This window comes from Amycolatopsis sp. NPDC021455, from assembly GCF_040640995.1.
GTDB lineage: Bacteria > Actinomycetota > Actinomycetes > Mycobacteriales > Pseudonocardiaceae > Amycolatopsis.
In genome coordinates, this window is sequence record NZ_JBFACT010000070.1 from 1 (window position 1) to 25,542 (window position 25,542).

Here is a 25,542-nt window from a genome sequence, read left to right on the forward strand (position 1 = left end):
CGGTGATCGCCGAGCTGATGGGCCTGGACACCGCCTCCGACCGCACGCTGTGGCGCGACCGGGCGCTGGTCGAGCTGACCCTGGCGGCCCAGCACTCGTTCGGACAACGTGAATGGTGCTCATGAATTGCCGTCGGGCCGGTTCCGCCGCACGGGGCGCTGCGCGCCGGCCTGGGCCGCCACGGCGTGCGCGGTCAGCGCGGCGCTGAGGACGTTGATCCCGCGGACGCTGCCGGGGTGCAGGCCGGTCAGCTGCTCGATGCGCTGGATGCGGTAGTCGAGCGTGCTGCGGTGGATGATGAGCCGTTCCGCGGCCTGGCTGCGGTTGCCGTCGGTCGCCACCAGGACCTTGAGCGTCTCGAACAGGGCGGCGTGCTGCAGCAGCGGCTCGACGATCCGCACCAGGTTGTCGCTGACCGTGGGTTCGCAGGCGACCGCGAACTCGACGAGCATGTCCTCCAGCAGGTACACGCCGGGCCGGTGGTCGGCGGCGAGCGCGAGGGACAGGACCTTGGCGGCCTCCTGGCGGCCCCAGGCGACTTCGCCGCGCGGGCGCCACGAAACCGACATCCACACCCGGCCGGGCAGGGCGGCGTGCACCTGCCGGGCCAGCTGGGCCGCGCGGGCCTCGTCGCCGGCCGGCAGCAGGGCGAAGCCGCCCGCCGGCCCGAGCGCGGTCAGTGCGTCGTCCGCGGCCACCTGCTCGAACGTGCCGATCATCGTGGCCGTGTCGAGCGGTTCGCCGCAGTGCACGGCCACCACCGCGTAGGCGGGGGCGAGGTCGTAGTCGTCGCCGGTCTCGGAGCGGATTCCCCGCAGCAGTTCCTGGGCGCGCTGCGACCGGCCCTTGGCGAGGGTGCCGCGGCGCTTGCGGGCCGTGGTGTGGTGGGCGCCGGAAAGCAACTCGGCGACGAGCCTGCTGCCCACCGCGGACACCGCCCGCGGCGCGGCGGCGGGGTTCCCCGTGTCGCCGGCCATCACGACGTGGAGCACCCGGGAGGTCAGCTCGCTGACCATGCCGACGATCGGGGTGACGTCGGCGGTCGCCTCGGCGATCTTCCCGACGTTCGCGCGGATCCGCACGGCCGTTTCCTCGCACCAGGGGTCGTCCCCGCCCGCGGCCGACGCCATGAGCGGGATGGCGGACCGGAGCAGGGAGTGCAGTGCCGCATCGAGCGGTTCCGGCACGTCGCGCAGGATCGGCGCGACGTCCGCCCAGAGGCTCCTGGCGAGATCGGTGGTGACGACGAGGCCCGGCTCGGGACGCAGCGTTGTGGTCATGACATGACCCCCGTTCTGACCTGTGAATTCGCGGATGGGTGTGCCGAATCTAGCGGGGGCCGATCGGCGGAAGTAATCAGAGCCGTCGGGAAAGGTTTCAGCGATTTGCGTAACGGCCCGGCCCGGGCGGGAAACGGATGTTCCTCCGGGCAGGAAGTGTGCCCTAATACGCCGGGGTGTCCGCGCGGTGGGGGTAATTGAATCATTCCCGGGCCGGGTCGGTCCAGGAGATCCGCTGGTGGCGGCGGCCGGAGAGCCAAGCAAAGCGACTATCCGGACATATCGCCCGACCTGTTCGGGGGGCCGCAGTGCGCGGACAGCGTTCGGAAAGGTGCGGCCGTGGCGTCCGAACCGTTGCGGCAGGCGGGTGTTTCCCCGCTCACACTTCGATTTCGTCGAAGAATGTTCCGGTGTCCGCGCACTGAACGTCCGGTGTCCGGCCGATAACGTGGGGGAGATTTCGCTCGGTGGAGAAAGGCATCTGTGATGACCAGCACGTCGATCCGCGGCGAGGCGGCCTTCGCGTCCGGAGGACCGTCCTCGGCGCGGACGGCCTACCCGGCGGTGGCCGGGCTCCCGGCCGAGCTGCGGGCGGAGGTCGTGGCCGCGATCGAGGGGCAGCCCCGCGAGGCGCGAGCCGACGTGCGGCGGCTCCTCGGCGTCACGGTGGCCGCTCTCACGTCGGGTGACGACCGGGTGTGGACGTCGGCGCGCGAAGCCGAGGAAACCGCCCGCGTCGGCAGCGCGCTGGCCGCGGCGGGGGCGCTGCCGGACCCGCTGCTGGTGCTCATCGGCCGGCTCACGGCCTGGGCCGTCGAGCGGGCCGCGGCCGCGGGGCCGGGGGCCGCGGGCGCGCTGAAGGACGTCGTGCGCGTCGGGCACGCCGTGACACGGGGCCTGGCCGGCGGGTTCCACCGGTACGCCCGGTCGCGGACGGGCGTACCGCTCGACGGGGAACAGCTCGCGGCAGCCTTGCTGTCCGGGCAGCGCGTGCCGGAGGCGGCGTCGTCCTACCAGGTGCTCGCGGTGCGATGCGGCCACGGTGCCCTCGACCGGCTGCCCGCGCTCGGCGGCGTGGCACTGGTCCGGGGGAGCGCCGGATTCCTGCTCGTGCCGGAGGCCGGTCCCGGCCGCGGCCCGGAGCTGGCGGCGGAACTGCGTGCCGCGCACCCGGCGGCCTGGGTGGTGCCGCACTGGGCGCGGACCGCCGAGATCCCCGCGGCCGCGGAGACCGCGGGCGACGTCGTGGCGCTGGCGGTCGGCTCGGGTGCCCCCGCCGGCGTCCACCGGCTCGAGGACTTCGCGGTCGAGTACGCGGTGCTCCGGCATCCCTCGATCGAGGCGGAGATGCGGCGGCTGATCGAGCCGGTGCTCGGCGGCCCGGGGCTCGCCGAGACGCTGCGGGCGTTCGTCCAGGCCGACGGCAACCGCACCCGCGCGGCCGCGGAGCTGATCGTGCACCGCAGCACGCTCGACTACCGGCTCCGGCGGATCGCGCAGCTGACCGGGTACGACCCGGTGAAGCCGGCGGGCCTGCAGGTCCTGGCGATCGCGATGACGGCGTCGCGGGCGGCGGCGGTCCAGGCGCAGTTCGCCGCCGTGGCGGGCACGCGGTGACCGGCCCGGCATGACCCGGGACAGGGCCCGCCCGTGGTCGCTGCGCCGCCGCCTGGTGCTCACCGGCGGGCTGGTGGCGCTGGTGACGGTGCTCGCGATGAACCTCCTGGCCGTCGGCGGGTTCGTGGTGTACCAGCAGATCCGCAACCGGCAGCTGATCGACGCGAACCGCATGTACCAGGTCGCGCGCGTCGCGTACGCCGCCGAGCCGGACGGCTGCCTCGGCGGTTCCGACGACGACGGGGTGGTGCTGGTGCTGCGTCCCGACGGCGCGGTGGCCGAACGGATCGGGGTCCGCGCGGCGGGGTTCGAGGTGCCCGGCCCCGCGGTGCTGCGGGCCGCCGCGGCCGACGGCCGGTTCCGGTTCTTCGGCTGGTTCTACGGCGTGGTCGACCGGGTGGACGGCGGCCGGTTCGTGATCACCGCCCGCGCGCTGGGCGAACAGCTCGCCGTCGCGGCGCGGATGTCGGGGGCGATGGCCGTCCTGGACGCGGTCGTGTGCGTGCTGGCGATGGCGATCGCGGCCTCGCTGTTCCGGCGGACGCTGCGCCCGCTGGAGTCGTTCGCCGCGACCGCGGCCCGCGTCACCGCGGGCGAACCGGGTGGCCGGGTCGCCCTGACCGGGGTGCCCGCCGAGGTGTGCCGGCTCGGGACCGCGATGAACCGGATGCTCGGCAGGCTCGAAGCCTCCTACACCCGGCTGTCCGAAACGGACGACCGGCTGCGGCGGTTCGTCTCCGACGCCGGCCACGAGCTGCGGACGCCGCTGACGGTGATCATCGGGTACGCCCAGCTGCTGCGGCTCGGCGTGCTCGCCGACCACGACGCCCGCGAACACGCCGTGGTGGAGGTCGAACGCGAGGCGCGGCGGCTGACCGCACTGGCCGATCACCTGCTGCTGCTCGCGCGGATCGACGAAGGCCCTTCGGGGTGTTCCGGGCCGGTCGACCTCGACGTGCTGTGCCGCGAGGTGGTCGGGACGAGCCGGGCGGCTCACCCGGAGCACGAACTGGGCTACCGCTGCGAGGGGGAGCCGCCCGTGGTGCCCGGCGACGAACCGTGGCTGCGGGAGGCGGTGTCGTGCCTGCTGGCCAACGTCGGCATGCACACGCCGGCCGGGACGCACGCGGAGGTCGTGCTGCGCACCGAGGGCACCGACGCCGTGCTCGACGTCGTCGACCAGGGGCCGGGGATCGGCGCGGCGGACCGCCTGCGGGTCTTCGAGCGGTTCTTCCGCTGCGACGAGGCCCGGCGGCGGCCGCCGGACCGGCGCAGTGCCGGGCTGGGGCTGAGCGTCGTGCATTCGGTCGTCACGGCCTGCGGGGGGACGGTTTCGGTCCGGCCGAGCGAGCGCGGGACGTGGATCCGCGTCCGGTTGCCCGGAGTTCAGCGGAACACCGGGCAGGTTCCTCGGCCCGTCCATTGAAATGAAAATCATTGTCATCTAGTGTGGTCGCGTGATCTCGGAACACGGGCACGCGGCGGGCGAACGCGCCGTCGCGGGTGCCGACCTGGACGGCCTCGCGGCCCTGGTGGACCGCCTCGACGCGGTGGCGTTGGCGGCGATCGTGTTCACGCTGGGGCGCCACGGCTTGACCGGGACGCACCGCCTCGACGAGATCTACGCGGCCACGAAGGTCGCGCCGCGGCACCGGCGGATCGTCCGGCGGTGGCTGCGAGCCCTGGTCGCGGCGGGCCTCGCGGTGACCGAGGACGGCGGGTACCGGCTGCCGCGGCCGGTCGGGGCCGCCGAGGTCGAGGCCGCGCGCGCCGAGCTCGACGCCGCCGCCCGCGGCCTCGAGCACGGGGCCGGGCTCGCCCGCTTCTTCCAGCTCACCGTGTCGTACCTGCCCGAGCTGCTGCGGGACGAGGTCTCCCCGCAGGCGCTGCTGTTCGCCGACGGCGACCTCGACGTCGCCGGCGACGTCTACCAGCGCAACGTCGCCAGCCGGTACGCCAACGCGGCGGCCGCGGCGGTCGTCGCGTCCATGGCGCGCCCGGGGGTGCGGATCCTCGAGATCGGCGCGGGTGTCGGGGGCACGAGCGCGGTGGTGCTGCCCGCACTGGCGGACCACCGGCCGGACTACCTCTTCACCGATGTCTCGCGGTTCTTCCTGTCCTCGGCCAAGGAACGCTTCGCCGCCTACGACTGGGTCCGCTACGGGCTCTTCGACGTCAACGGCGACTTCGCCGCCCAGAGCTACGCGCCGGAGTCCTTCGACGTCGTGCTCGCGGCCAACGTGCTCCACAACGCCCGGCACGCGGGCGAAGTCCTCGCCGGGCTGCGGAAGCTGATCGCGCCCGGCGGCGCGCTCGTCTTCGTCGACACCACCGTCGAGCACCACCAGCTGCTGACCTCCCTGCAGTTCCTCATGTCACCCCCGGCCGGCGACCCGGAGGCCGACTTCGCCGACTTCCGGCAGGGCACCGACCGCATCTTCCCGAGTCGCGAGGAGTGGCTGGACTGCTTGCGCACGGCGGGTTTCCGGGCCGTCGAATGCCTCCCGCCCGCCGGGCACCCGCTCGGCCGGATCGGCCAGTACCTGTTCGTCGGACGCGTCTGACGTTTCTTTCCCTGCTGCCAAGGAATGGTTGATGAGTGAACCCCTCGCCGTCGTCGGTTTCGCCTGCCGGTACCCCGGTGCGCCCGACGCGGACGGCTTCTGGCGCCTGCTCGCCGAAGGCCGCGAAGCGCTGACCCGGTTCGACGACGCGGAACTGGCCGCACGCGGAGTTCCGGAGTCGTTGCGGCGTAACCCTTCCTACGTCCCGGTCGGCGGGTTGGTCGACGACCAGGACCGGTTCGACCCGGCGCCGTTCGGGCTGTCCGCCGCCGAGGCCGAGCTGCTCGACCCGCAGCAGCGCGTGTTCCTCGAAACCGCGTGGCACGCGCTGGAACACGCCGGGCACGCCGGCGGCCGGGACGCGGGCGTGGTCGGCACCTTCGCCGGGGCCGCGCTTTCGGCGTACCTCGCGACGAACCTCGCGCACCGGTTCGACCCGCTCGGCGGCGCCGACCCGGCGGGCAGCCTGCAACTGCACACCGGCAACGTCGCGGACTACCTGCCGCTGCGCACCGCGCACCGGTTCGGCTTCACCGGCCCGGCGATCGCGGTCGGCGCGACGTGCGCGACCTCGCTGGTCGCCGTGCACGTCGCCGCGCAGTCGTTGCTGGCCGGGGAGTGCGACACCGCGCTCGCCGGCGGCGTCTCGCTGCGGGTGCCACAGGGCCGTGGTTACCTGCACGTGCCGGACGGGCCGTTCTCGGCCGACGGCGTCACCCGGCCGTACTCCGCCGACGCGCGCGGGACCGTGTTCACCCAAGGCGCGGGCGTGGTCGTGCTGCGGCGGCTCGCGGACGCGCTGGAGGACGGCGACCGCGTGCACGCGGTGGTCCTGGGATCCGCCGTGGCGAACGACGGCGGCCGCCGGGCCGGGTTCACCGCGCCCTCGGCCGAAGGCCAGGCCCGCACGATCGCCGAAGCCCTCGCGGTGGCGGGCGTCGACCCCGCCGAGGTGTCCTATGTGGAGGGACACGGCACGGGAACCGTGCTCGGCGACCCGATCGAGGTGCAGGCGCTGCGGCGGGTCTTCGGGCCGGCCGAAACGCCGTGGTGCGGGCTCGGCTCGGTCAAGGGCACCATCGGGCACGCCGACTCCGCCGCCGGCATCGCCGGGTTCATCAAGACCGTGCTCGCGCTGGCGCACCGCACGATCCCGGCGTCCCTGCACAGCAGCCCGGTGAACCCGGAGCTGGGCCTGGCCGGCTCGGCGTTCCGGATCGTGGCCGAAACCGAGCCGTGGACCGCGGACGGCCCGCGCCGCGCCGGAGTCAGCTCGTTCGGCATCGGCGGCACCAACTGCCACGTCGTGCTGGAACAGGCGCCGCCGCCGGTGCCATCCACCAAGGACGAACGCGCGCAGCTGGTCGTCGTCTCGGCGGCCACGGCCGAGGCGTGCCGCGCGACGGCTCGTCGCTTGGCCGATGCGTCCATCGAGGACACCGCCGACGTCGCCCACACGCTCGCCGTGGGACGCAGGGAATTCCCGGTCCGGGTTGCCGTCGCGGTGGCGCCGGGCGAGGACGTCGCGGCGGCGCTGCGGGCGGCGCCGGTGGCCTCGCCGGTGTCGCGGGCGCCCCGGATCGTGTTCGGCTTCCCGGGCGGTGGCGCGCAGTACGCCGGGATGGCCGCCGGGCTGTACCACGACGAACCGGTGTTCGCCGACGCCGTCGACGAGCTGGCCGCGTTCTTCCCGGCCGAGGCCCGAGCCGTCCTGCTCGACCCGGCGCACGGGGCGGCGCGTGACCCCGGCATCGGGCTGCCCGCGCTGTTCACCGCGTCGGTCGCGATGGCGCGGCTGCTGGAGAGCTGGGGCGTGCGGCCGGATGCCGTGCTGGGACACAGCGTCGGCGAGTACGCCGCAGCAGTCGTCGCAGGCGTTTTGTCCACTTCGGACGCCGCCGCGCTGGTCGCCGAGCGGTCGCGGCTGATGACCGGGCTCGCCGGCGGCGGCATGCTGGCCGTCCCGCTGGGCGAGGGCGAGGTGAATCGCCTGCTCGCCCGGCACCCGGGGCTGGACCTCGCCGCGGTCAACGCCGAGGACGCCTGCGCGGTGTCCGGGGCCCGCGAAGACGTCGAGCGGCTGCGGGAGGAACTCGATGGCGTTCCCACGCGCTGGGTCGGCGTCGATGTCGCCGCGCACTCCCGGTTCGTCGAGCCCGCGATGCCCGCGTTCCGTGCGGTGACGGCCCGGCTTTCCCCGCGTCCGGCGGAGATCCCGCTGGTCACCACTTTGATCGGCAGCGATCCGGCCGACCCGGAGCACTGGGTCCGGCACCTGCGCGGCACGGTCCGCTTCGCCGAGGCCCTCGACACCGCGCTGGGGGAGGACGCCGTCCTCGTGCAGGTGGGGCCGGGCGGGATGATCGCGTCGCTGGCCGCGCGCCGCGGGCCGTCGGTCACGACGTTCCCGCGCGCGGACGAGGGCGGCGACGGCCGGGCCGCGGCGCTCGACGCACTAGGTCGCTTGTGGACACTCGGCGCCGACGTTTCGCCCGCGGCCACGCACCGCCCGGGGCGGCGACGCGTTCCGTTGCCCGGCTATGCGTTCCAGCGTGAGCGGTACTGGGTCGAGCCGGCGCCGCGCGTCACCGACGAGGCGAGCCCGAGCGAGCCCCTGCAACTGCCGGTGTGGCGGCAGCTGCCGCCGTTGCCTGCTGCGGCGCCGAGCGTGCGAGTCGTCGGGGAGGGGCCCTGGGCGGACGCGCTGCGGGTTGCGTCCGGCGACGGCGACCCGGTCGCCGTGGTCGTCTGCCCGCCGGACGGCTCCGGCGACGAGATGCGGCGGCTGGCCGACGTCGTCCTCGCCTACCGGGACCTGGGCGACCTGCCGGTGCTGCAGCTGACCGTGCACGGCGAGGCGGTCATCGGGACCGAGGACGTCGACCCGGTCGCGGCCGGGGTGCGGGGCCTGCCGCGGGTGCTGGGCCAGGAGCGCGGGGTCCGCTGGCGCGCCATGGACGTCACCGAGGTGCCCGACGCGCGGGCGGTGCTCGCCGAGGTCGCGGACCTGCTGGACGGGGAAGACGCCCAGGAGCTGGCGCTGCGCGGCGGCAAGCGGTGGCTGCGGCAGTGGGAGTCGTGGCGGCCCGGCGCGCCGGGTTCCCTGCCCGCCGAGCCGGTGGTCGTCGTGACCGGCGGTCTGGGCAACGTCGGCCAGGCCCTCGCGCGGCGGTTGCTGGCCGACGGGCCCGCCCACGTCGTGCTGGCGTCGCGGAACCCGCGTCCGGTGCCCGGGGTGCGGGTGGCGGCGGTGGACGTCACCGACGCGTCCGCGGTGGCCGCGCTGCTCGGCCGGGTGGTCGAGGAGCACGGCCGGATCGACCTGCTGGTGCACGCGCCGGTCGTCGTCGAGCTGGCCACACTGTCCGAAGTGGACGAAGAGACGGTGCTTCGTTCGCTGGCGCCCAAGGTGGCCGGCGTAGTCGCACTGCGGGAGGCCGTCGAAGGACTGCCGGTCCGGACGGTGCTGCTGATGTCGTCGGCGGCGGGCACGATCGGCGGGTTCGGGCTCGGCGCGTACGTCGCGGCGAGCCGGTTCGCCGACGGTTTCGCCCACGCGATGCGCGGCGCGGCGGCGACGTGGCTGGCGGTGGACTGGGACCGCTGGAGGTTCGGAACGGCGGCCGAGCGCGAGTCGGCGGCCGAGCTGACGATGCGCCACGCCCTCGACGCACCGGACGCGGTCGCGGCCCTGCTGAGGCTGGCGGCGGCGGAGGCGCCACCGGCTCAGGTGGCGGTGTCGCCGTCGGAGCTCAACAGCCGCTCGCGGGCACTGGCGACCCGGACGGTCCGGGCAGCGGCCGGCGGCTCGTCGGTGGCGAACGCGGCCGAGCGGCTGGTGGCGGAGTTGTGGAGCGAGGCGCTCGGGCGCGAGGTGACGAGCCGCGAGGACGACTTCTTCGCCCTGGGCGGCCATTCACTGCTGGCGACGCGGGTGCTGGCCCGGCTGCGTGACGAGCACGGGATCACGCTGAGGCTGCGGGACCTGCTGGCCCGGCCGACGGTGGCGGGGCTGGCGGAGCTGGTCGGGGAACCCCAGGCGGGAGGCGGTTCGGGCGCGCCTGCCGACGCGGCCGGAATGGTGTCGGGTGCCGACGGAACCGGCGGAGGGGCGCTGGCCGGCGTGGCCCGAGCCGGAGCGGGTTCGGGTGCGCTTGTCAGTGTGGCTGGCACTGCTGCCGAGGTGCTCGACGGTGCGGCCCGAGCCGGAGTGGGTTCGGGTGCGCTTGCCGGTGTGGCCGGCACTGCTGCCGAGGTGCTCGACGGTGCGGCCCGAGCCGGAGTGGGTTCGGGTGCGCTTGCCGGTGTGGCCGGCGCTGCTGCAGAGGTGCTCGACGGCGCCCCAGCCGGAGCAGGCTCGGGCGTGCCTGCCGGCGCGGCCGGAACCGCAGCCGAGGTGCTCGCCGACGCGGCCCAAGCCGAAGTGACCGCCATCGGAGCCTCGCCGGACTCCCGCGGGCCGTTTCCGCTCACCCGCGTCCAGCACGCCTACTGGGTCGGCCGCTCGGCCGGGTACGGCCTCGGCGAAGTCGCCTGCCACTTCTACCTCGAACACCTGGCCCCCGGCCTCGACATCGACCGCTACGAGCGCGCCTGGAACCGCGTGATCGCGCGCCACGAGATGCTCCGCTCGGTCGTCACCCCCGATGGCGAAAACCTCGTCCTGCCCGAAATACCCGGCTACCGGGTGCCGGTCCACGACGTCACCGAGCAAGGTCTCCTGGACCTGCGCGAGCGCCTCTCGCGGCGCGTGGCCGCCCCCGATCGGTGGCCGCTGATCGAAGCCCATGTCGCCCGGCTGCCCGATGGCGAACTCCGCGTGCTGCTCTCGGTCGACGTCCTGGTCTGCGACTCCGCCAGCTACCTGATCGCCGACCGCGAGCTGCGGACGCTCTACGAGCACCCCGACGCCGAACTGCCGCCCCTCACCACGACGTTCGCCGACTGCGTGGCCGCGCTGGAGCGGCGGCGGGGGAGCGTCGAGCACCGGCGTGCGGCGGGGTACTGGCTCGGCCGCGAGCTTCCGCCCGCGCCGCCGCTGCCGGTGCGGGAGCCGGACGGCCCTCCCCGCTTCGGCCGCCGCCGGGCGGTCGTCGGTGCCGGTCGGTGGGCGCGCCTGCGTGCGCGGGCCGCGGCCGCGGGGGTCACGCCGACCGCCGTCCTGCTCGCCGCCTACTCCGACGTGCTCGCCCAGTGGTCCGGCAGCGACCACTTCTGCCTGACGCTCACCGTGTTCGACCGTCCCGATCTGCAGGACGGCGCCGACCGGGTCGTCGGCGAGTTCTCGTCGCTGCTGCTGTTCGAAGCCGACCGGCGCGGGCTCACCGGGTTCGCCGCCCGGGCCGCCGCCGCGCAGGCGCGGCTGTTCGACGACCTCGACCACCGCGCCTTCTCCGGGCTGGAGGTGCTGGCCGAGCAGGCGCGCCGCACCGGACGGCAGGGCAACGTGCCCGTGGTCTTCACCGGGATGCTCGGCCTCGACACCCTCGGCGGCGAGCCGCACGACACCGAGTGGCTCGGCCCGGTCGTGCACGGCGTCAGCCAGACCCCGCAGGTGTGGCTCGACCACCAGGCCTACGAACGCCACGGCGAGCTGATCCTCCAGTGGGACGTCGCCGAGACCTCCCTGGACGCCGCCGACGCCGATCGCGCCTTCGCCGCCTACGTGGCCTGGCTGGAGAAGCTGGCCGACGCCGACTGGGCGACCGCCCCAAGCGCCCCAATGTGGCGTTCGGTGCGTCCAGCGCACCCAATGTGGCATTCGGTGCGTCCAACGCAACCAACGCCACATTGGGGCGCTCGGGCGGCCGAGGGAGGTGACCCGGTGCGCGACCGGCTCGCCGGGATCTGGGGCGAGCTGCTCGACCTCGACCCCGCCGGCATCGCCCCGGACACCTCCTTCCTCGCCGCGGGCGGGGACTCGCTGCTCGCCGTCCGGATGGCGTCCTTCATCCGCCGGCGCCTCGCCGTCGTCCTCACCCCCGCCGAGATCCGGGCCGAGGCGACGCTGGCCGAGCTGACCGACGTCGTCCGTGCCCGCTCGGTGGACGGCCCGGCCCCGCGCGCCTTGGCGACCCGCGTCAGGCGACGTCTCGACACCGAAGCGCCGTTCGGCCTGCTTCCGTTGCAGCAGGCCTACTTCGTCGGCCAGCAAGGCGGCTGGGAGCTGTCGTACGACTCCGCGCACGTCTGCACCGACGTTGCCTTGTCCGAAGTGGACGCCGAGCGCGCGCCCGCCGCGCTCGCCGATGCTCTTCGCCGCGTCACCGCCCACCAGCCGATGCTGCGCGCGCGGATCCTCCCCGACGGCACCCAGCGCATCCAGCCGGACGCCGAAATCCGCCTCGACGTCGTCGACCTCCGGGAAGGCGACGCAGGCGAGGTCCGGGCGATCCGCGACCGGATGGGCACCCACGGGCCGGACCCGGTGACCGGGCCGGGCCTGAAGATGTGCCTGGTCCTGCTGCCCGGCGGCCGGGGACGGCTGTTCACCTCGTTCAGCCTGCTGGTCGTGGACGGCTGGTCGGCCGCGGTCTTCGAGCGCGAACTGCTCGCCTACGTCGCCGACCCCAACACCGTCCTGCCGCCCCTGCTCGTCGACTTCGGCGACTACGCGGCGGCGCTCGCCGAGATCCGGCAGGGCGACGAATGGGCCGCCGACCGCGACTGGTGGTGGCAGCGCCTCGACACCCTGCCCGCCGCGCCGGACGTGCCGCTGCGCATCGAACCGCGGCACGTCGCCGCGACGCTCATGGCCGCCCGGGAGTCACGGCTGCCGTCGCCGGAGTGGGCCGCGCTGCGCGCCGGGTGCGCGCGCCGCGAGCTGACCCCGACGGCCGTCCTGCTCGCGGCCTACGCCGTCGCGCTGGCGAAGGCCGCCGGGCAGAGCCGGTTCCTGCTGAACAGCCTGCAGGCCAACCGCCTGCCGCTGCACCCGGACGTCGACCGCATGATCGGCGCGTTCTCCTCGACCGCCCTGCTCGGCGTCGACCTCGGCGACGGCGGCGCGTTCACCGGCCTGGCCCGCGGGGTGCAGGACGAGCTGACCCGGTCGCTGGCGCACAACCTCGTCAACGGCGTCGACGTCTCCCGGGAACTCGCCCGGCGGCGGGGCAGCACGCGGCCGGTGGCACCGTTCGTCTTCCAGAGCACGCTGGGCCTCGACAACGCCGTCGGCGGCGAGCGCCCGGAAACCGCCGGGCCGCTGGGCCGGATCGACGCCGGCGACTACGCCCAGCACATCCGGACCCCGCAGGTGTTCTTCGAACTGCGCGTCTTCGAGCTGGCCGGCGAGCTGGTGCTGAACGTCGCGGTCGTGGAGGACCTGTTCGGTCCCGAGCTGGTCGACAGCGTGTTCGCCGACGTCCTGACCCGGGTGCGCGAGCTGGCCGCGGGCCGGGGCTGGGACGAGCACGTCAGTCTCTCCGGGACCACCGCGGTCGCCACCACCGAAGCTCGTGCCGCCGCCGAGGCGGGCGCGCCGGCCGGAGAGACCGAACAGGCGATCGCCCGGCTCTGGACCGACCTGCTCGGCGTGTCCGAAGTGGACCGATCGGCCGACTTCTTCGCCCTGGGCGGGGATTCCCTCCTTTCCGTCCGGATGCTCGGCCGGCTGCCCGGGCCGCCGGTGCCACCGCGGGCGTTCCTCGCCGACCCGACCGTCGCCGGGCTCGCTCGCGCACTGCGCGCCGACGACGCCATCGCGGTCCCGCTCAAGCAGGGCACCGGCACACCGCTGTTCCTGCTGCACCCCTCCGGCGGCGACGTCCTCTGCTACACCGAGCTGACGCGGCGCCTCGACGCGCCGAACCCGGTCGTGGCGCTCACCGACCCGGGGCTCGTCGACGGCGTGGGCCCGGAAGGCATCCCGGAAATGGTGCGGCGGTACCTGCGCGTCATCCGCACCCATCAGCCGCACGGGCCCTACCTCCTCGGCGGCTGGTCGATGGGCGGCACGGTCGGCCACGAGGTCGCCTGCGCCCTGCGTGCCGACGGCGAAGACGTCGCGCTGCTGCTGATGATCGACGCCAACAGCCCGGAACGGATCGTCGCACTCGAAGGCCTCGACGCGGAGGAGAGCGAGGAGGAGACGCGGCTGCGCTACCTGCGCTCGGTCGAGTCGTTCCTCGGCTTCGACTACGGCGACGGGCTCGGCGCCGAGGCCCTGCGGCGGCGGCTGGAAGCCGACGGGCTGACCGTCGACGAACGGCGGTTCGAGGTGTTCGCCCGCCACCTGCGCGGCCTCGCCGGCCACCACGCGAGCCCGCTCGACGAGACCGTGCCCGTGCTGCTCCTGCGTGCGGGCGTGGTGTCCCCGCGCAACAGCCGGATCGGCATGGGCGTCGACGACTCCTTCGACGAACCCGAGCTCGGCTGGCGGCCGTACGTCGCGGGCGAGCTGACCGTCGAGGAGATCGCCGCCCACCACTACACGATCCTGCACGACCCCGCTGTGGCCGGAGTCGCGGCCCGGATTTCCGCCGCACTCGAGAAGACAGGACTCTGACTTGCTGCCCAACTGGCTCTACACCCAGAACCTCCTCCCGGCCGGGGTGGTCGCGGACGCGGCGAACCCGGCCGTGCCCCGGGCGGAGGTGATCGAGAAGCTCCTCGGCAGCCCGCTCGACGGCGCACCACGGCGCGGCGGCGTCTGGGAGCAGACCGGCCGTGCGCTGGCCGCGCTCGCGACGGTGTGCCCGGAGACGGCGATCGCGTTCGCCGGGCACCTGGCCGAGCAGTACCGCCGGGCCCGGCTGGGGCTGCCGGTTCGCGAGGGACTGCTGGCGGGGCCCGCCGACCCCGATGACCACCCGGGTACACAGCCTTACCTGGTCCAGGCCGCGCTACTCGCGTCGGCGGGAGTCGGGATCGCGACGACCGCGGTCCGCGCGAAGCCGGACGGCGCCGCGGCCACCGCCGTGCTCACCGCGCAGGCGGGCATCCTGCGGGTGCTGAGCATGCTCGACGTCCTCGGACTGTCCGGAAAGGACACCGGCGGCACGGTCTCGGCGAGCTTCCACACGGTGGTCCGGGGTTCGGTGCGGCTGCTCGAATCGGGCTGCCCGGACGTCCGCGTCGCGACGGACCACCCGGTGCTGCGCGACGAGCCGTGGCAGGACCGGGTGGAGCTGTCGCTGACCGGCGACTGGACCGGGTTCGGGGGTGCCGCGTGAGCCGGGAGTTTTCACGGCGGGCCGCGCTCGTCCTGGGCGGCGGGCTCGCGCTGGCGGCGTGCGGCAAGCCGGCCGCGGCGCCGTCGAGCGGCGGCACCCTGCGGTACGGCACGGTCGCCGCGGGCGGGGCGACGGCGGTCGCCGACCCGCACGGCGCGCTGTTCAACGAGTCCGACTGGGTCCGGATGGCCGCGCTCTACGACGTGCTGTGCGTGCCGGGGGAGAACGGCGAGGTGCTGCCGCGGCTGGCGACGTCGTGGAGTTCGTCGCCGGACGCCATGCGCTGGCGGTTCGAGCTGCGCACCGACGCGGCGTTCACCGACGGCCGCCCGGTCCGCGCCCGCGACGTGCTGTACTCGCTGCGTCGCATCGCGAGCAAGGCGGCGGCGAACGGGGCACGGCTCGGCACCGTCGACATCGGACAGTCCACTGCGGACGGAAACGTCCTCGAGCTGGTCACCGCCCAGCCGGACGCCGAGCTGCCCCGCACGCTGGCCGGCGTGACGTTCGTCGTGCCGGAAGGCACCGAGACGTTCGACGACCCGGTCGGCTCGGGGCCGTTCAAGCTGACGCGGGCCGACGCGCAGGGCATCGCGCTGGTCCGCAACGATCGCTGGTGGGGTGGCGGGCCGCACCTCGACGGGCTGGAGATCCGCGGGTTCGCCGACCCGCAGGCGCTGTCGGTCGCGGTGGTGTCGGACCTGATCGACGTGGCCGCGAACGTCAACCCGGCGACGGCCAGGACCGCCGAACGCACCGGACGGCTCGCGGTCACGTCCCGGCCGGACGCGCTGACCTACCCGCTGCTGATGCGGCTGGACAAGCCGCCGTTCGACCGGCCGGAGGTGCGGCGGGCGGTGAAGCTGGCGGTCGACCGGCAGGCGCTGGTCGACAGCGTCCTGCTCGGCTACGGCACGGTGGGCGACGACGCGCCGGGCCCGTCGGATCCGTCCGCCCCGCGCGATCTCGCCGTTCCCGCGCGCGACGTCGCCGAGGCGCGTTCGCTGGCGGGCGGGCTGTCGGTCGTGCTGAACACGACCACGGCGTACCCCGGAATGGTGTCCACGGCGACCGCCGTGGCCGGCCAGCTGCGCGAAGCGGGGATCACGGCCGAGGTGCGCCAGCACCCGGCGGAGACGTACTGGACGCAGGTGTACACGGTGGAGCCGTTCTGCCTGGGGTACACGACGGACCTGCCGTTCCCGGTGTGGGTGCGCCAGACCGCGCTGAGCACGTCGAGCTACAACGAAACCGGCTGGAAGGACCCGGCGACCGACCGCGACTTCGCCACGGCGATGGCGACGACCGACGCGGCCCGCCGCACCGGGCTGCTGCGCGGCATCCAGCGCCGGATGGCGGCCGACGGCGGCTGGGTGGTGTGGGGGAGCGCGGCGGCGCTGACGGTGGCGGCCCCGTCGGTCCGCGGGCTGCCGTCCGGGAGCGGGTTCGCGCGGATCTTCCTGGACGGCGTGTGGCTGCAACGCTGACCAGGGCGGCGCTGATGCCGGTCGCGGTGGTGACGGGCGTCTTCCTGCTGACGGCGTTGCTGCCCCAGGACGCGGCCCAGGTCCTCGCCGGGCGCCAGGCGGACCCGGCGCGGGTGGCGGCGCTGCGCGCGGACCTCGGCCTGGACCGGCCGCTGTGGGAGCGGTTCGGTGCGTGGCTGGGCGGTCTCGTCCACGGCGACCTGGGACGGTCCTATGTGGATGGACGACCGGTGGGGCCGGTGCTGGCGGACCGGCTGGGGGCGAGCGCGCTGATCGTCGTCCCGGCCTGGGTGCTGGCGGTGGTCTTCGGGGTCCTGGTGGCGCTGGTGGTCGCCCGGCGCCCGGCCGGATCGGCGCTGGTGGCGGCGTTCGCGGCGCTGCCGGAGGTGGTTCTGGTGACCGGGCTGGTGCTGGTGTTCGCGACGGCGCTGGGCCGGCTGCCGGCGGTGTCGCTGCTCCCGGTGGGCGGCTCGGCGTGGGACGCGCCGGAGGTGCTGGTGCTGCCGATCCTGGGGCTGGCGCTGCCGTCGGCTGCCTGGCTGGCCCGCTCGGTGCGCGGCCCGGTGGCGGACGTCCGGGAGCGGCCGTTCGTGGTGGACGCGCACTTGCGTGGCGTCTCCCCGGCGCGGGTGGCGGTGCGGCACGTGCTGCCCCACCTGGCGGGGCCGGTCGCCCAGGGGGCGGCGATCCTGGCGGGCGCCCTGCTCGCGGGGACGACGGTGGTGGAGTCACTGCTGGCGTATCCGGGGCTCGGGCAGCTGCTCGCGACGGCGGTGGCGAGCCGGGACGTGCCGGTGGTGCAGGCGGTCGCCTTGGTGGACGCGCTCGTGGTGCTGCCGGCGGTCCTGGCCGCGGACCGGATCGCGAAGGCGGGCGCCCGGTGAGCCCCTGGCCGCGTGTCCTGAACGACTCGTTCAAGACGTCCGGCGTCCTGAACGACTCGTTCATGGCATCGGGGAAGCCGCGTGTCCTGAACGACTCGTTCAGGTCGTCAGATGTCCTGAACGAGTCGTTCAGGACATCCCCCGGCGTCGGAGTGGGGGCGCGGTGAGGCGGTGGTGGCCCCTCGCGGGTCTTGCGCTCTTCGCCGCCGCGGTGCTGCTCGCGGGCGCCTTGGTCCCCGGCACCACCGCTGTCGTCGGGCTGCCGTGGACCCCGCCGGGTGCCGGGCACCCGCTCGGCACCGATGTCCTCGGCCGCGACGTGCTCGCCCGGACCCTCGCCGGTGGCGCCGCCGCGCTGGGGGTCGCCCTTCCCGCCGGGCTGCTGACCACCGCCCTCGGCACATTCGCCGGGCTCGCCGCCACCGCGAAAGGGGAGCGTCTCCTGGCCCGGCTCAGCGGGGGCGTGCTGATGCTGCCGTCGCTGCTGCTCGTCCTCATCGGCGCCGCCGTCCTGCCCTACTGGGCCGCGGTGCCGGTCGTCATGCTGCTGCTCGGCGTCCCGATGTCGGCCCGGGTGATCCACGCGACGGCCCGGCCGCTGCGGCGCGCCGGGTTCGTCGAGGCCGCCGCCGCCCACGGCGAAAGCCCCGTGCGCGAGCTGCTGCCCGCCGTCGCCGGGACCGTGCTCGGCGACCTCGGCCTGCGGATCGTCACCGCACTGCAGCTCGCCGTCGCCGTCACCGTCCTCGGGTTCGGCCCGCCGCCGCCCGCGCCGGACTGGGCGGCCATGCTGCGGGAGAACCTGCCCGGCGCCGACCTCAACCCCTGGTCCGTGCTCGCCCCCGCGGGCGCGCTCGCCGCTCTGGCCGTCGCCGTGACCCTCACCCTCGACCTCGCCGGTCACCGCCGCACCCGAAAACCGCTGATAGTCCACAAGAGACAGTCCGAAACGGACGGTCTCAGGCTCGAAGGCACCTGGCACGGCGGCGATCGTGTACTGGACCTGGACGTCCACGTGCCGGACGGGACGGTGCTCGGCGTGACCGGCGCGTCCGGCGCGGGCAAGACCAGCCTGCTGCGCCTGCTGCTCGGCGACCTCCCGCCGGCCACGACGTCGTGGCGCGGCTCGCTCACCCACCGTGGCACGACCATCCGCCCCGGGAGCGCGCGGGCCCGGCGCTGGCGACGGGCGCACGTCGGCTTCCTCGGCCAGGATCCCGCGCTGGACCCGTTGCGGCGCATCGGTTCCAGCGTCGCGGACGGCCGGCGCGACGCCCGGGCCGTGCGGGACCTGCTGTCCCGGCTCGGCCTGCCTGACGGCATCGCCCGCCGCTACCCGCACCAGATCTCCGGCGGCGAGGCACAGCGGGTCGCGCTCGCCCGGGCGCTCGCGGCCGATCCGGACGTCCTCGTGCTCGACGAACCGACCAGCGCGCTCGACGGCGAGACCCTCGACCGCGTCACCGCCGCCCTCTCCGGGCGCACCGCGATCGTGGTCAGCCACGACCGGGACTGGCTCGCCCGGGTCGCGGACGAGGTGCTCGACCTCGGCCAGGAGCCCCTCCCCGCCGGGCGTGAAGCCGTCCGTGTGGGCGAGCCGGTGTTCCGCGGCGGCGGTCTGGAGCTGCGCGAGGGCGAACTCGTCGTGCTGCTCGGGAAGTCGGGTGCGGGCAAGACGACACTGCTGCGGAACCTGGGCCGCACCGGCCTGATCCGGCGAGACGGCTGGGTCCGGCCGCGGCCGGGCGAAGTGGAGCTGCTCCGGCAGGACGTCTTCGGCGCGCTGAACCCGGCCCGCACCCTGGCCGACGCCGTGGGCCGCCCGCTGCGGGCCCTGCACGGCGTCCGCCGGCCGCGGCCGGAAGCCGTCCGGTTGCTCGCCGAAACCGGCCTCGGCCCCGAGTTCGCCGGGCGGCGGCCGGGCGAGTGCTCGGGCGGGCAGCGGCAGCGGGCCGGGCTCGCGCGAGCGCTGGCCGCGCGGCCGCGGGTGCTGCTGGCCGACGAACCGACGTCCGCCCTGGACGCGGCCACCGCCGGAGCGGTGCTCGGCGCCGTGGACCGGCGCCGGGCCCGTGGCCTGGCGGTTCTGCTGGTGACACACGACGAACGGCTCGCCGCGCGGGCCGACCGGGTCCTGAAACTCGAGGAAGGGCAGCTGCGGTGAAGTTCGACGACGTCTGGATCCAGGGCACCGGCCGGTACGCCGGGGAACCCCGGCCGGCACCGGACCACGTGACGGCGCACGCCGGGATCGTGTCCGTGGCGTGGTCCGGGCTTTCCGGTCCCGAGCTGGCCGTGCGGGCCGGGCGGCAGGCACTGGAGGCGGCCGGGCCCGGACCGGTCGGGCCGCACCTGCACGGCGCGATGGCCTACCCCGGGCTCGACATCTGGTCCGCGTCCTGCTGGGTCGCCGACCGGCTGCTGGCCGAAGCACCCGCCGTGTCGATGCAGTTCTCCGCGCTGTGCAACACTTCCGCGGCCGGGATCGAAACGGCGGCGAGCCTGCTGGCCGGACGTCCCGACTTCGCTCGCGTCCTGCTCACGGTGGGCGACCGCTTCCCGGAAACCGCCATCGACCGCTTCGAGGTCGACCCGGAGATCGCGCTCGGCGACGCGGGCGCGGCGGCGGTCCTCGGCCGCGGCGGCGGGCAGGCACGCGTGCTGTCCTGCGTGTCACGGACGGACCCTTCGCTGGAAGGTCTCCAGCGTGGCGACGAGCCGTTCCGGGACCGGCCGGCCGAGGGCCCGGCGGTGGTGCGCAAGCGGACCCGGCAGTTCTTCGCCGCGGGCACGCGGACGCCGGCGTCGGTGGTGCAAGCGCACGTGGACGGGGTGCGGGCGGTGGTGGCGGCGGCGCTGGCGGAAGCCGGCACGAGCGTCGCCGAAGCCCGCTGGGTCGTCCCGCCGTTCGTCGGCGTCAACGCGTTCGAGCACGGTTACGCGCGCCCGCTCGGCCTCGACCGCGAGCGGACGCTGGTCGAGGTGGGCCTGCGGCTGGGGCATCTGGGTGGCGGCGACCACCTGTACGCCCTCGACCACCTGCTGCGCGACGGGCTGGTGGCACCCGGCGACAAGATCGTGCTCGTCGGGGTCGGCGGCGGGTTCACGTTCACCTGCGTGGTCCTGGAAATCGCGACCCTCCGCTGATTTCGCGGACGGATTTCGTGAATTGCGCCGTTATCATGATGGATTCGCCCGGGGCCGGCGACCAGTAACCTTCGTGCTTGTCGAACTCCCGACAATCACGAAGGAATCGAACCATGAATGTTGTTGAGACCGCCGCCACCAAGCTGTTCGAGGGTGCCGCGGTGCAGCCGCTCGAGTTCCTCGGTGCCGAGACGCCGGTGAGCTGTGCGACGTTCGACGTGTTCCGGGTCGGCTGGGCGGCGCTGCGGGCCGCCGAGCGGGCGACGAACCACGCCGAAGCCAACCGCGTGGCCGAAGCGCTGATGCGCGCGCACGGTTTCGGCGGTTACGACGACGCCGCCGGCCTGCCCGCGCAGGGTGCCGTGGCGTTCGGTGACCAGCCGGCCGCCGGCCTGCTCGCGCTCCGGTCGTCGTTCGCCTGATCCCCGCACAACCGCCAGGCCGGGCAGCCCACCGCACACCCGAAGGGACGTGCGGTGGGCTGCCCGGATTTTCGCTTCGCGGGCAAAGAGAAACGGCCGCCCGGTGGGGAGGGCATCCACCGGGCGGCCGCTCGAGGGGGGCGGTTCAGCAGTGCGCCGAACGCGCCGCGATCAGGTCGGTGACCGCCACGCTGCCCGACGGCGCGCAGGCCACGCCGCTGTCGGCCACCGCGTTTCCGCCGAAGCCGCGGACCAGGTCGACCGCACGCTCGGCCCAGTGGGCCGCGGCGTGGTGCAGGCCCGCCATGCGGGCGAGCTGGGCGGTCAGCTCCGCGCCCTCGACGGTGGTGGCACAGCTGGTCGGCGAGACGGCGCGGAACAGGCCCAGCGGCTCCAGCACGCCACCGTCGGCCGGAACCTGCTGGACGGCGGCGGTTTCGATGACACTCATCATGGAAGTGATTCCTTTGCGAGATAGGGGCAATGCGCTTTCGAAGGTAACCAGCCGAAATACCGGCCTGCCCGGTTCCGGGCGCCTTTCCCCGGGAGACGGAGGACCGGTCCGTCCATTGAGGAGGGATCTCCGCCGGAAGGCCGATCCCGCTCAGCCCGGGATCGGCACGTCCACCCCCGCCCGGAACAGTTCCTGTTCCAGCCAGATCGCCGCTTTCGCCCCGTCTGCCGCACCCGTGATGACGAACGGCGTCGGACCGGGCAGCTCGGCCTGGCGGGCCGTGTCCCCGGCCGCGTACACGCCGGGGACCGTCGTCTGCTGCATGGCATTGACGCGCACACAGCCGTCCGGCAGCAGCTCGCAGCCCAGCCCCGCGGCCAGATCCGTGTGCTGCCGCTGCGCGGGCCGGTGGAACACCGCCGCCCGCGTCAGCGGCTCGCCCGAAACGAACTCGATCGTGACGTCGCCGTCCTCGCCCGCGAGCCGCGCGAGAGGTTCGTCGCGGACCGGGATTCCGGCGCGCGCCAAGGCGTCCCGCAGCTCCGGGCCGACCTGCACCGGCCCGTTCGCGCACAGGACGACGTCCTTCGCGAACCGGTCGGCGAGGTACAGCGCGAGCATCGCCTGCGAGAAGTCGCCGCCCAGCACCGCCAGCGGCCGGTCCGCCGCCTCGAACCCGTGGCAGAACGGGCAGTGGTACAGCCCCCGGCCGAACAGCCCGGCGACGCCGTCGATCTCCGGCAGCACGTCGACCTGCCCGGTCGCGAGGATCACCCGGCGTGCCCGCGCGGTGGTGCCGTCGGCGAACTCCGCCGTGAAGTCGTCGATCGTCCCGCCCAGGGCGGTGACCAGCCCGTCCCGGACCTCGACGGTCGGGTACTCCGCGAGCTCCGCGCGGCCGATCCGGCGCAGCGCCGCCGGGGGAAAGCCGTCCCGGGACAGGAACATGTGCATTTCGGACGCGGGCGCGTTGCGGGGCGCGCCGCTGTCCACCAGCAACGCCCGGCGGCGCTGCCGCCCCAGCGTCTGGGCCGCGTTGAGGCCGGCGGGACCGCCGCCGACGACCAGGACCTCGAACATTCAGTCTCCTTCGGTTTTCCGGGCGGCGGTGATCCGCCAGCCGCGGGCGTTCTCGCGCCGGGCGTGGAACTCGGCGTAGCGGCCGCCGAGCCGCAACAGCTCGTCGTGGCCGCCGTGTTCGGTGATCCGGCCGCCGTCGAGCACGAGGATCCGGTCGGCGGCCCGGGCGGTGGCCGTCCGGTGCGTGACGACGAGCAGCGTGCGCTCGCCGCGCAGTTCCTCGAGCGCCTGCGTGACGGCTCGCTCGGCGGCCGCGTCCAGGGCGGCGGTCGGCTCGTCGAGCAGGACGATCGGCGCGTCCTTCAGCAGCGCGCGGGCGAGTGAAACCCGCTGCCGTTCCCCGCCGGACAGCCGCGTGCCGCCCTCCCCGACGTGCGTCCGGGTCACCAGCCCGCCGATGCCCGCGCGGTCCGCGGCCGAGCGCACTTCCCGGTCGGTGGCGTCCGGCCGGCCGAACCGGATGTTGTCGGCGACCGTCCCGTCGAACAGGTAGGCGTTCTGGGAGACCAGGGCGATCCGGCGCAGCAGGTCCTCGCTTCGCAGATCGCGCACGTCGGCCCCGCCGACCCGGACGGCGCCGCCGTCGACGTCGAAGAACCGCGGCACCAGCCGCAGGATCGTGCTCTTGCCCGCGCCCGACGCCCCGACCAGCGCCGTCATCGTCCGTTCCGGCACGGTGAAGGTGACGTCTTCGAGCACCGGTGCGCCGCCGTGGCCGAACCGCACGCCGGCGAACTCGATCGACGGCGCGCCGAACGGCCGTGACACCCCGGGTTCGGGCAGCCGGGGCTCGGCCAGCACCCGTTCGACGCGGTCGAGCGCGCCGCCGGCCAGCCGGACGGCCGCGCCGAGCTCCGCGGCGACGAGCATCGGCTCGGTGAACCGGACGGCCAGGACGAGCGCGACCACCGTCGTCGGTATGTCGACACGCCCGCCGAGTGCCCCCGACACCGCGACCAGGATCAGCGCCGTGAACGCGGTCTGGACGGTCACCACGAACCCGGCCATCCCCGGCAGCGCGGTCTTGAGCATCCGGCGTGCCGCGGTCCGGTGCGCGGCCAGGGCGTCGTCGAGCAGCCGCAGCCCGGGCCCGCCGAGGCCGAAGGCCCGCAGCAGTGGCTGGTTGCGCGCGAACTCGACGACCCGGGCGGCGGCTTCGCCCGCGGCGGCGTTCGCGGCCTCGTCGGTGCGGCGGACCAGCCGGCCGGACCACCGGTAGGCCGCGACGGCGACTGGTGCGGCGGCGAGCGCGGCGACGCCCATCCGCCAGTCCACGGCGAACAGCGCGACCGCCGCGGCCGCGGGCGTCACGACGGCACCGATCAGCGGGTCGAGCAGGTGCGCGGGCACGCCCATGACGCTCATGACGTGCTGCGTGGCCAGCCGCCCCAGCGAGCCGACCCGGGCCGGGGTGAACCAGCCGAGCGGCAGGGTGACGACGTGGTCGCCGATCCGGCGGTGCAGGTCGGACGACAGCGTGTACCCGGCGTGCCGGGCCGTGACGACTCCGCGGTGGTAAACGATTCCGCACGCCGTGGTGGCGACGACCACCGCCACCAGCCAGGGCCAGGCGTCGTCCGGGGCACGCAGAATGGGCAACAGGAAGGCGAACACCGCGCCTTGGAGGGCGGCGGCGACGGCCAGTAACACCGCGGCGCGGTTCAGCGGCCGCGAGCGGTCGGGGCCGAGGAGGGCGGCCAGCCGGCGGATCATGCCGCGCACGCCCACAGCCGGGCGTACCCGCCGCCGGCGGCGACGAGCTCCTCGTGCGTGCCGCGTTCGGTGATCCGGCCCCGGTCCAGCACCACGATCTGGTCCACTCCGGTCACCGTGGCGAGGCGGTGCGCGATCACCAGCGTCGTCCGGCCGGCGACCAGCTCCGACAACGCGTCCTGGATCGCCGCTTCCGACTCCGGGTCCACCGACGCCGTCGCTTCGTCGAGGATCAGGACCGGCGTGTCGGCGAGCAGCGCCCGCGCGATCGCCAGGCGCTGGGCCTCGCCCGTCGAGAGCGTGACTTCTTGGCCGAGGACCGTGTCGTAGCCGCGGGGGAGCGCGAGCAGCCGCTCGTGGATCCGGGCCGCGCGCGCGGCGGCGTGGACGGCTTCGAGCGGCGCTTCGGGACGGCCGAGCCGGATGTTGTCCGCCACGCTCGTGCGCAGCACCCGCACGTCCTGCAGCACGAACCCGATGTGCCGGTACAGCCCGGACACCGGCAGGTCGCGCAGATCGGCGCCGCCGAGCCGGATCGCGCCGCCGGTGACGTCGTGGAAGCGCGCGGCCAGCGCCGCGACGGTCGACTTCCCGGAGCCCGACGGTCCGACGAGGGCGGTCACCGTGCCCGGCTCCAGGGTGAGGTCGATGTCGTGCAGGACGTCGGTTTCGCCGTCGTAGGTGAAGCGCACGGAGGCGAATTCCAGCCGGGCGCCTCGGCTGGTGGCCGATCCGGTGTCGGGCAACTCCGGAGTGGCGAGCAGCCCGGCGATGTCGGCGGCGGCCGCCTGGCCGGCGCGGGTGTCCTGGATGCCGTAACCCACGGCCAGCAGCGGCCCGGACAGCCCGGCGCTCAGGATCACGAACGGGACTGTGTCGGCCGGGGAGAACAGCAACCCGGCGAGGAGCAACACGCACAGCGCCACCACCGGGGACATCGCGAACTGGCTCCACGCCATCGCGGGCGTCACCGAGCGGGCCCAGCCCGCGACGAACTCGCCGTAGCGCGTGGCCGCCGCGTCGAACCGCCGGTGCGCGCGGCCGGTCTGCCCGAACGCCTTCACCTCGGCGATGCCGTCGAAGAACTCGACGACGGCCGAGTCGAGCGCGGCCGTGGCCGCCTGGTACTCCCGCATGCGCGCGCGGGCGTCCCGCATCGCCTTGCGGTGCAGGGCCAGGCCCGCGGCGAGCGGCACGACGGTGACGAGCGAGAGCAGCGGGTCGAGCGTGGCCAGGTACCCCGCGGCGGCCAGGGGCGCGACCACCGCCGTGGTCAGGTCGAGCAGCGCGTGCGCGACGAGGTGGTGCAGCGCGCCGACGTCGTCGGCGACCGCGCGCTTGACGCGGCCCGAGTCGTGTGCGGCGAACCAGCCCAGCGGGAGCCGGGTCAGGTGCCGGGCCAGCCGCCGCCGCAGGGACAGCTGCAGGTCGTTGTCGGCCAGGTGGGTCAGCGCCGAAGCCGCCACCAGCAGGGCGGCGCGGACCGGCAGGGCCGCGAGCGCGACGGCCACCAGCGGCCACGACGCCGTCATCGGCGTCCCCGCGAGGAGCCGGCGGCTCAGCTCGGCCGCGGCGATGAACGGGGTCATCCCGGCGATCGCCGCGCCGGCCTGGCAGCCCAGACCGCCGAGCAGCCGGCCACGGACCGGCGCGAGCAGGGCAGGCAGTGAGGTCACTTCCGGGTGTCCTGTCCTTCGGATGGGCTTGGTCACTCTCGCTCA

Annotated in this window: 15 protein-coding genes and 1 pseudogene; 11 read left to right on the forward strand and 5 right to left on the reverse strand. The window is 74.8% G+C overall.

What is annotated here, in order from left to right; genetic code table 11:
• Positions 1–101, forward strand: a pseudogene (locus AB0G28_RS41220) (nitric oxide synthase oxygenase); the annotation flags it as partial.
• Positions 102–119: 18 nt separating this feature from the next.
• Here AB0G28_RS41220 and AB0G28_RS41225 read toward each other — a convergent pair.
• A complete protein-coding gene (locus AB0G28_RS41225) occupies positions 120–1,280 on the reverse strand; it encodes a helix-turn-helix domain-containing protein (RefSeq protein WP_361102751.1) in 1,161 nt (386 codons plus the stop codon).
• 486 nt (positions 1,281–1,766) lie between these two features.
• On the opposite strand from AB0G28_RS41225, the gene AB0G28_RS41230 reads away from it, so the two are divergent.
• From AB0G28_RS41230 to AB0G28_RS41275, 10 genes are all read left to right on the forward strand, one after another.
• The gene (locus tag AB0G28_RS41230) at positions 1,767–2,897 is read left to right on the forward strand and encodes a helix-turn-helix domain-containing protein (protein ID WP_361102753.1); all 1,131 of its coding nucleotides are present in this window, start codon (positions 1,767–1,769) and stop codon (positions 2,895–2,897) included.
• Between the two features lie 10 nt (positions 2,898–2,907).
• Entirely contained in the window at positions 2,908–4,323 is a 1,416-nt protein-coding gene (locus AB0G28_RS41235; protein WP_361102755.1) for a HAMP domain-containing sensor histidine kinase, read from the forward strand.
• Positions 4,324–4,354: 31 nt separating this feature from the next.
• Positions 4,355–5,461 carry a methyltransferase gene (locus AB0G28_RS41240; protein WP_361102757.1) on the forward strand — a complete coding sequence of 369 codons (1,107 nt, stop codon included), beginning with the start codon at positions 4,355–4,357 and terminating at the stop codon, positions 5,459–5,461.
• 31 nt (positions 5,462–5,492) lie between these two features.
• The gene (locus AB0G28_RS41245; protein ID WP_361102759.1) at positions 5,493–13,967 is read left to right on the forward strand and encodes an SDR family NAD(P)-dependent oxidoreductase; all 8,475 of its coding nucleotides are present in this window, start codon (positions 5,493–5,495) and stop codon (positions 13,965–13,967) included.
• A gap of 1 nt (position 13,968) precedes the next feature.
• Positions 13,969–14,634, forward strand: a complete 666-nt coding sequence (locus AB0G28_RS41250; RefSeq protein WP_361102761.1) for a hypothetical protein — start codon at positions 13,969–13,971, stop codon at positions 14,632–14,634.
• Positions 14,631–16,121, forward strand: a complete 1,491-nt coding sequence (locus AB0G28_RS41255; protein ID WP_361102763.1) for an ABC transporter substrate-binding protein — start codon at positions 14,631–14,633, stop codon at positions 16,119–16,121. The genes AB0G28_RS41250 and AB0G28_RS41255 overlap by 4 nt, the downstream gene beginning before the upstream one ends.
• Positions 16,106–17,005 carry an ABC transporter permease gene (locus tag AB0G28_RS41260; RefSeq protein WP_361102765.1) on the forward strand — a complete coding sequence of 300 codons (900 nt, stop codon included), beginning with the start codon at positions 16,106–16,108 and terminating at the stop codon, positions 17,003–17,005. Before AB0G28_RS41255 ends, AB0G28_RS41260 begins: the two co-directional genes overlap by 16 nt.
• Positions 17,006–17,168: 163 nt before the next feature.
• Positions 17,169–19,169 (forward strand): ATP-binding cassette domain-containing protein, encoded by a 2,001-nt coding sequence (locus AB0G28_RS41265; RefSeq protein WP_361102767.1) that lies wholly within the window; start codon positions 17,169–17,171, stop codon positions 19,167–19,169.
• Positions 19,166–20,152: a 3-oxoacyl-[acyl-carrier-protein] synthase III C-terminal domain-containing protein gene (locus AB0G28_RS41270; protein ID WP_361102769.1), complete on the forward strand. Its 987-nt coding sequence runs from the start codon at positions 19,166–19,168 to the stop codon at positions 20,150–20,152. The genes AB0G28_RS41265 and AB0G28_RS41270 overlap by 4 nt, the downstream gene beginning before the upstream one ends.
• A 113-nt stretch (positions 20,153–20,265) precedes the next feature.
• A complete protein-coding gene (locus AB0G28_RS41275) occupies positions 20,266–20,574 on the forward strand; it encodes a hypothetical protein (RefSeq protein ID WP_361102771.1) in 309 nt (102 codons plus the stop codon).
• A 145-nt stretch (positions 20,575–20,719) separates the two neighbouring features.
• Here the strand turns inward: AB0G28_RS41275 and AB0G28_RS41280 are convergent, their stop codons facing one another.
• The 4 genes from AB0G28_RS41280 to AB0G28_RS41295 form a co-directional block, all read right to left on the reverse strand.
• Positions 20,720–21,025 carry a hypothetical protein gene (locus tag AB0G28_RS41280; RefSeq protein ID WP_361102773.1) on the reverse strand — a complete coding sequence of 102 codons (306 nt, stop codon included), beginning with the start codon at positions 21,023–21,025 and terminating at the stop codon, positions 20,720–20,722.
• Positions 21,026–21,178: 153 nt separating this feature from the next.
• Entirely contained in the window at positions 21,179–22,108 is a 930-nt protein-coding gene (locus tag AB0G28_RS41285; RefSeq protein WP_361102775.1) for an NAD(P)/FAD-dependent oxidoreductase, read from the reverse strand.
• A complete protein-coding gene (locus tag AB0G28_RS41290) occupies positions 22,109–23,821 on the reverse strand; it encodes an ABC transporter ATP-binding protein (protein ID WP_361102811.1) in 1,713 nt (570 codons plus the stop codon).
• On the reverse strand, positions 23,818–25,497 hold the full coding sequence (locus tag AB0G28_RS41295) for an ABC transporter ATP-binding protein (RefSeq protein ID WP_361102777.1): 1,680 nt from the start codon (positions 25,495–25,497) through the stop codon (positions 23,818–23,820). The genes AB0G28_RS41290 and AB0G28_RS41295 overlap by 4 nt, the downstream gene beginning before the upstream one ends.
• Between the last annotated feature and the right edge of the window lie 45 nt (positions 25,498–25,542).

Coding starts and splice junctions, on each gene's coding strand:
- AB0G28_RS41225 (WP_361102751.1), bottom strand. CDS start 1,280: ATGACCACAACGCTGCGTCCCGAGCCGGGCCTCGTCGTCACCACCGAT.
- AB0G28_RS41230 (WP_361102753.1), top strand. CDS start 1,767: ATGACCAGCACGTCGATCCGCGGCGAGGCGGCCTTCGCGTCCGGAGGA.
- AB0G28_RS41235 (WP_361102755.1), top strand. CDS start 2,908: ATGACCCGGGACAGGGCCCGCCCGTGGTCGCTGCGCCGCCGCCTGGTG.
- AB0G28_RS41245 (WP_361102759.1), top strand. CDS start 5,493: ATGAGTGAACCCCTCGCCGTCGTCGGTTTCGCCTGCCGGTACCCCGGT.
- AB0G28_RS41275 (WP_361102771.1), top strand. CDS start 20,266: ATGAATGTTGTTGAGACCGCCGCCACCAAGCTGTTCGAGGGTGCCGCG.
- AB0G28_RS41280 (WP_361102773.1), bottom strand. CDS start 21,025: ATGAGTGTCATCGAAACCGCCGCCGTCCAGCAGGTTCCGGCCGACGGT.
- AB0G28_RS41285 (WP_361102775.1), bottom strand. CDS start 22,108: ATGTTCGAGGTCCTGGTCGTCGGCGGCGGTCCCGCCGGCCTCAACGCG.
- AB0G28_RS41290 (WP_361102811.1), bottom strand. CDS start 23,821: ATGATCCGCCGGCTGGCCGCCCTCCTCGGCCCCGACCGCTCGCGGCCG.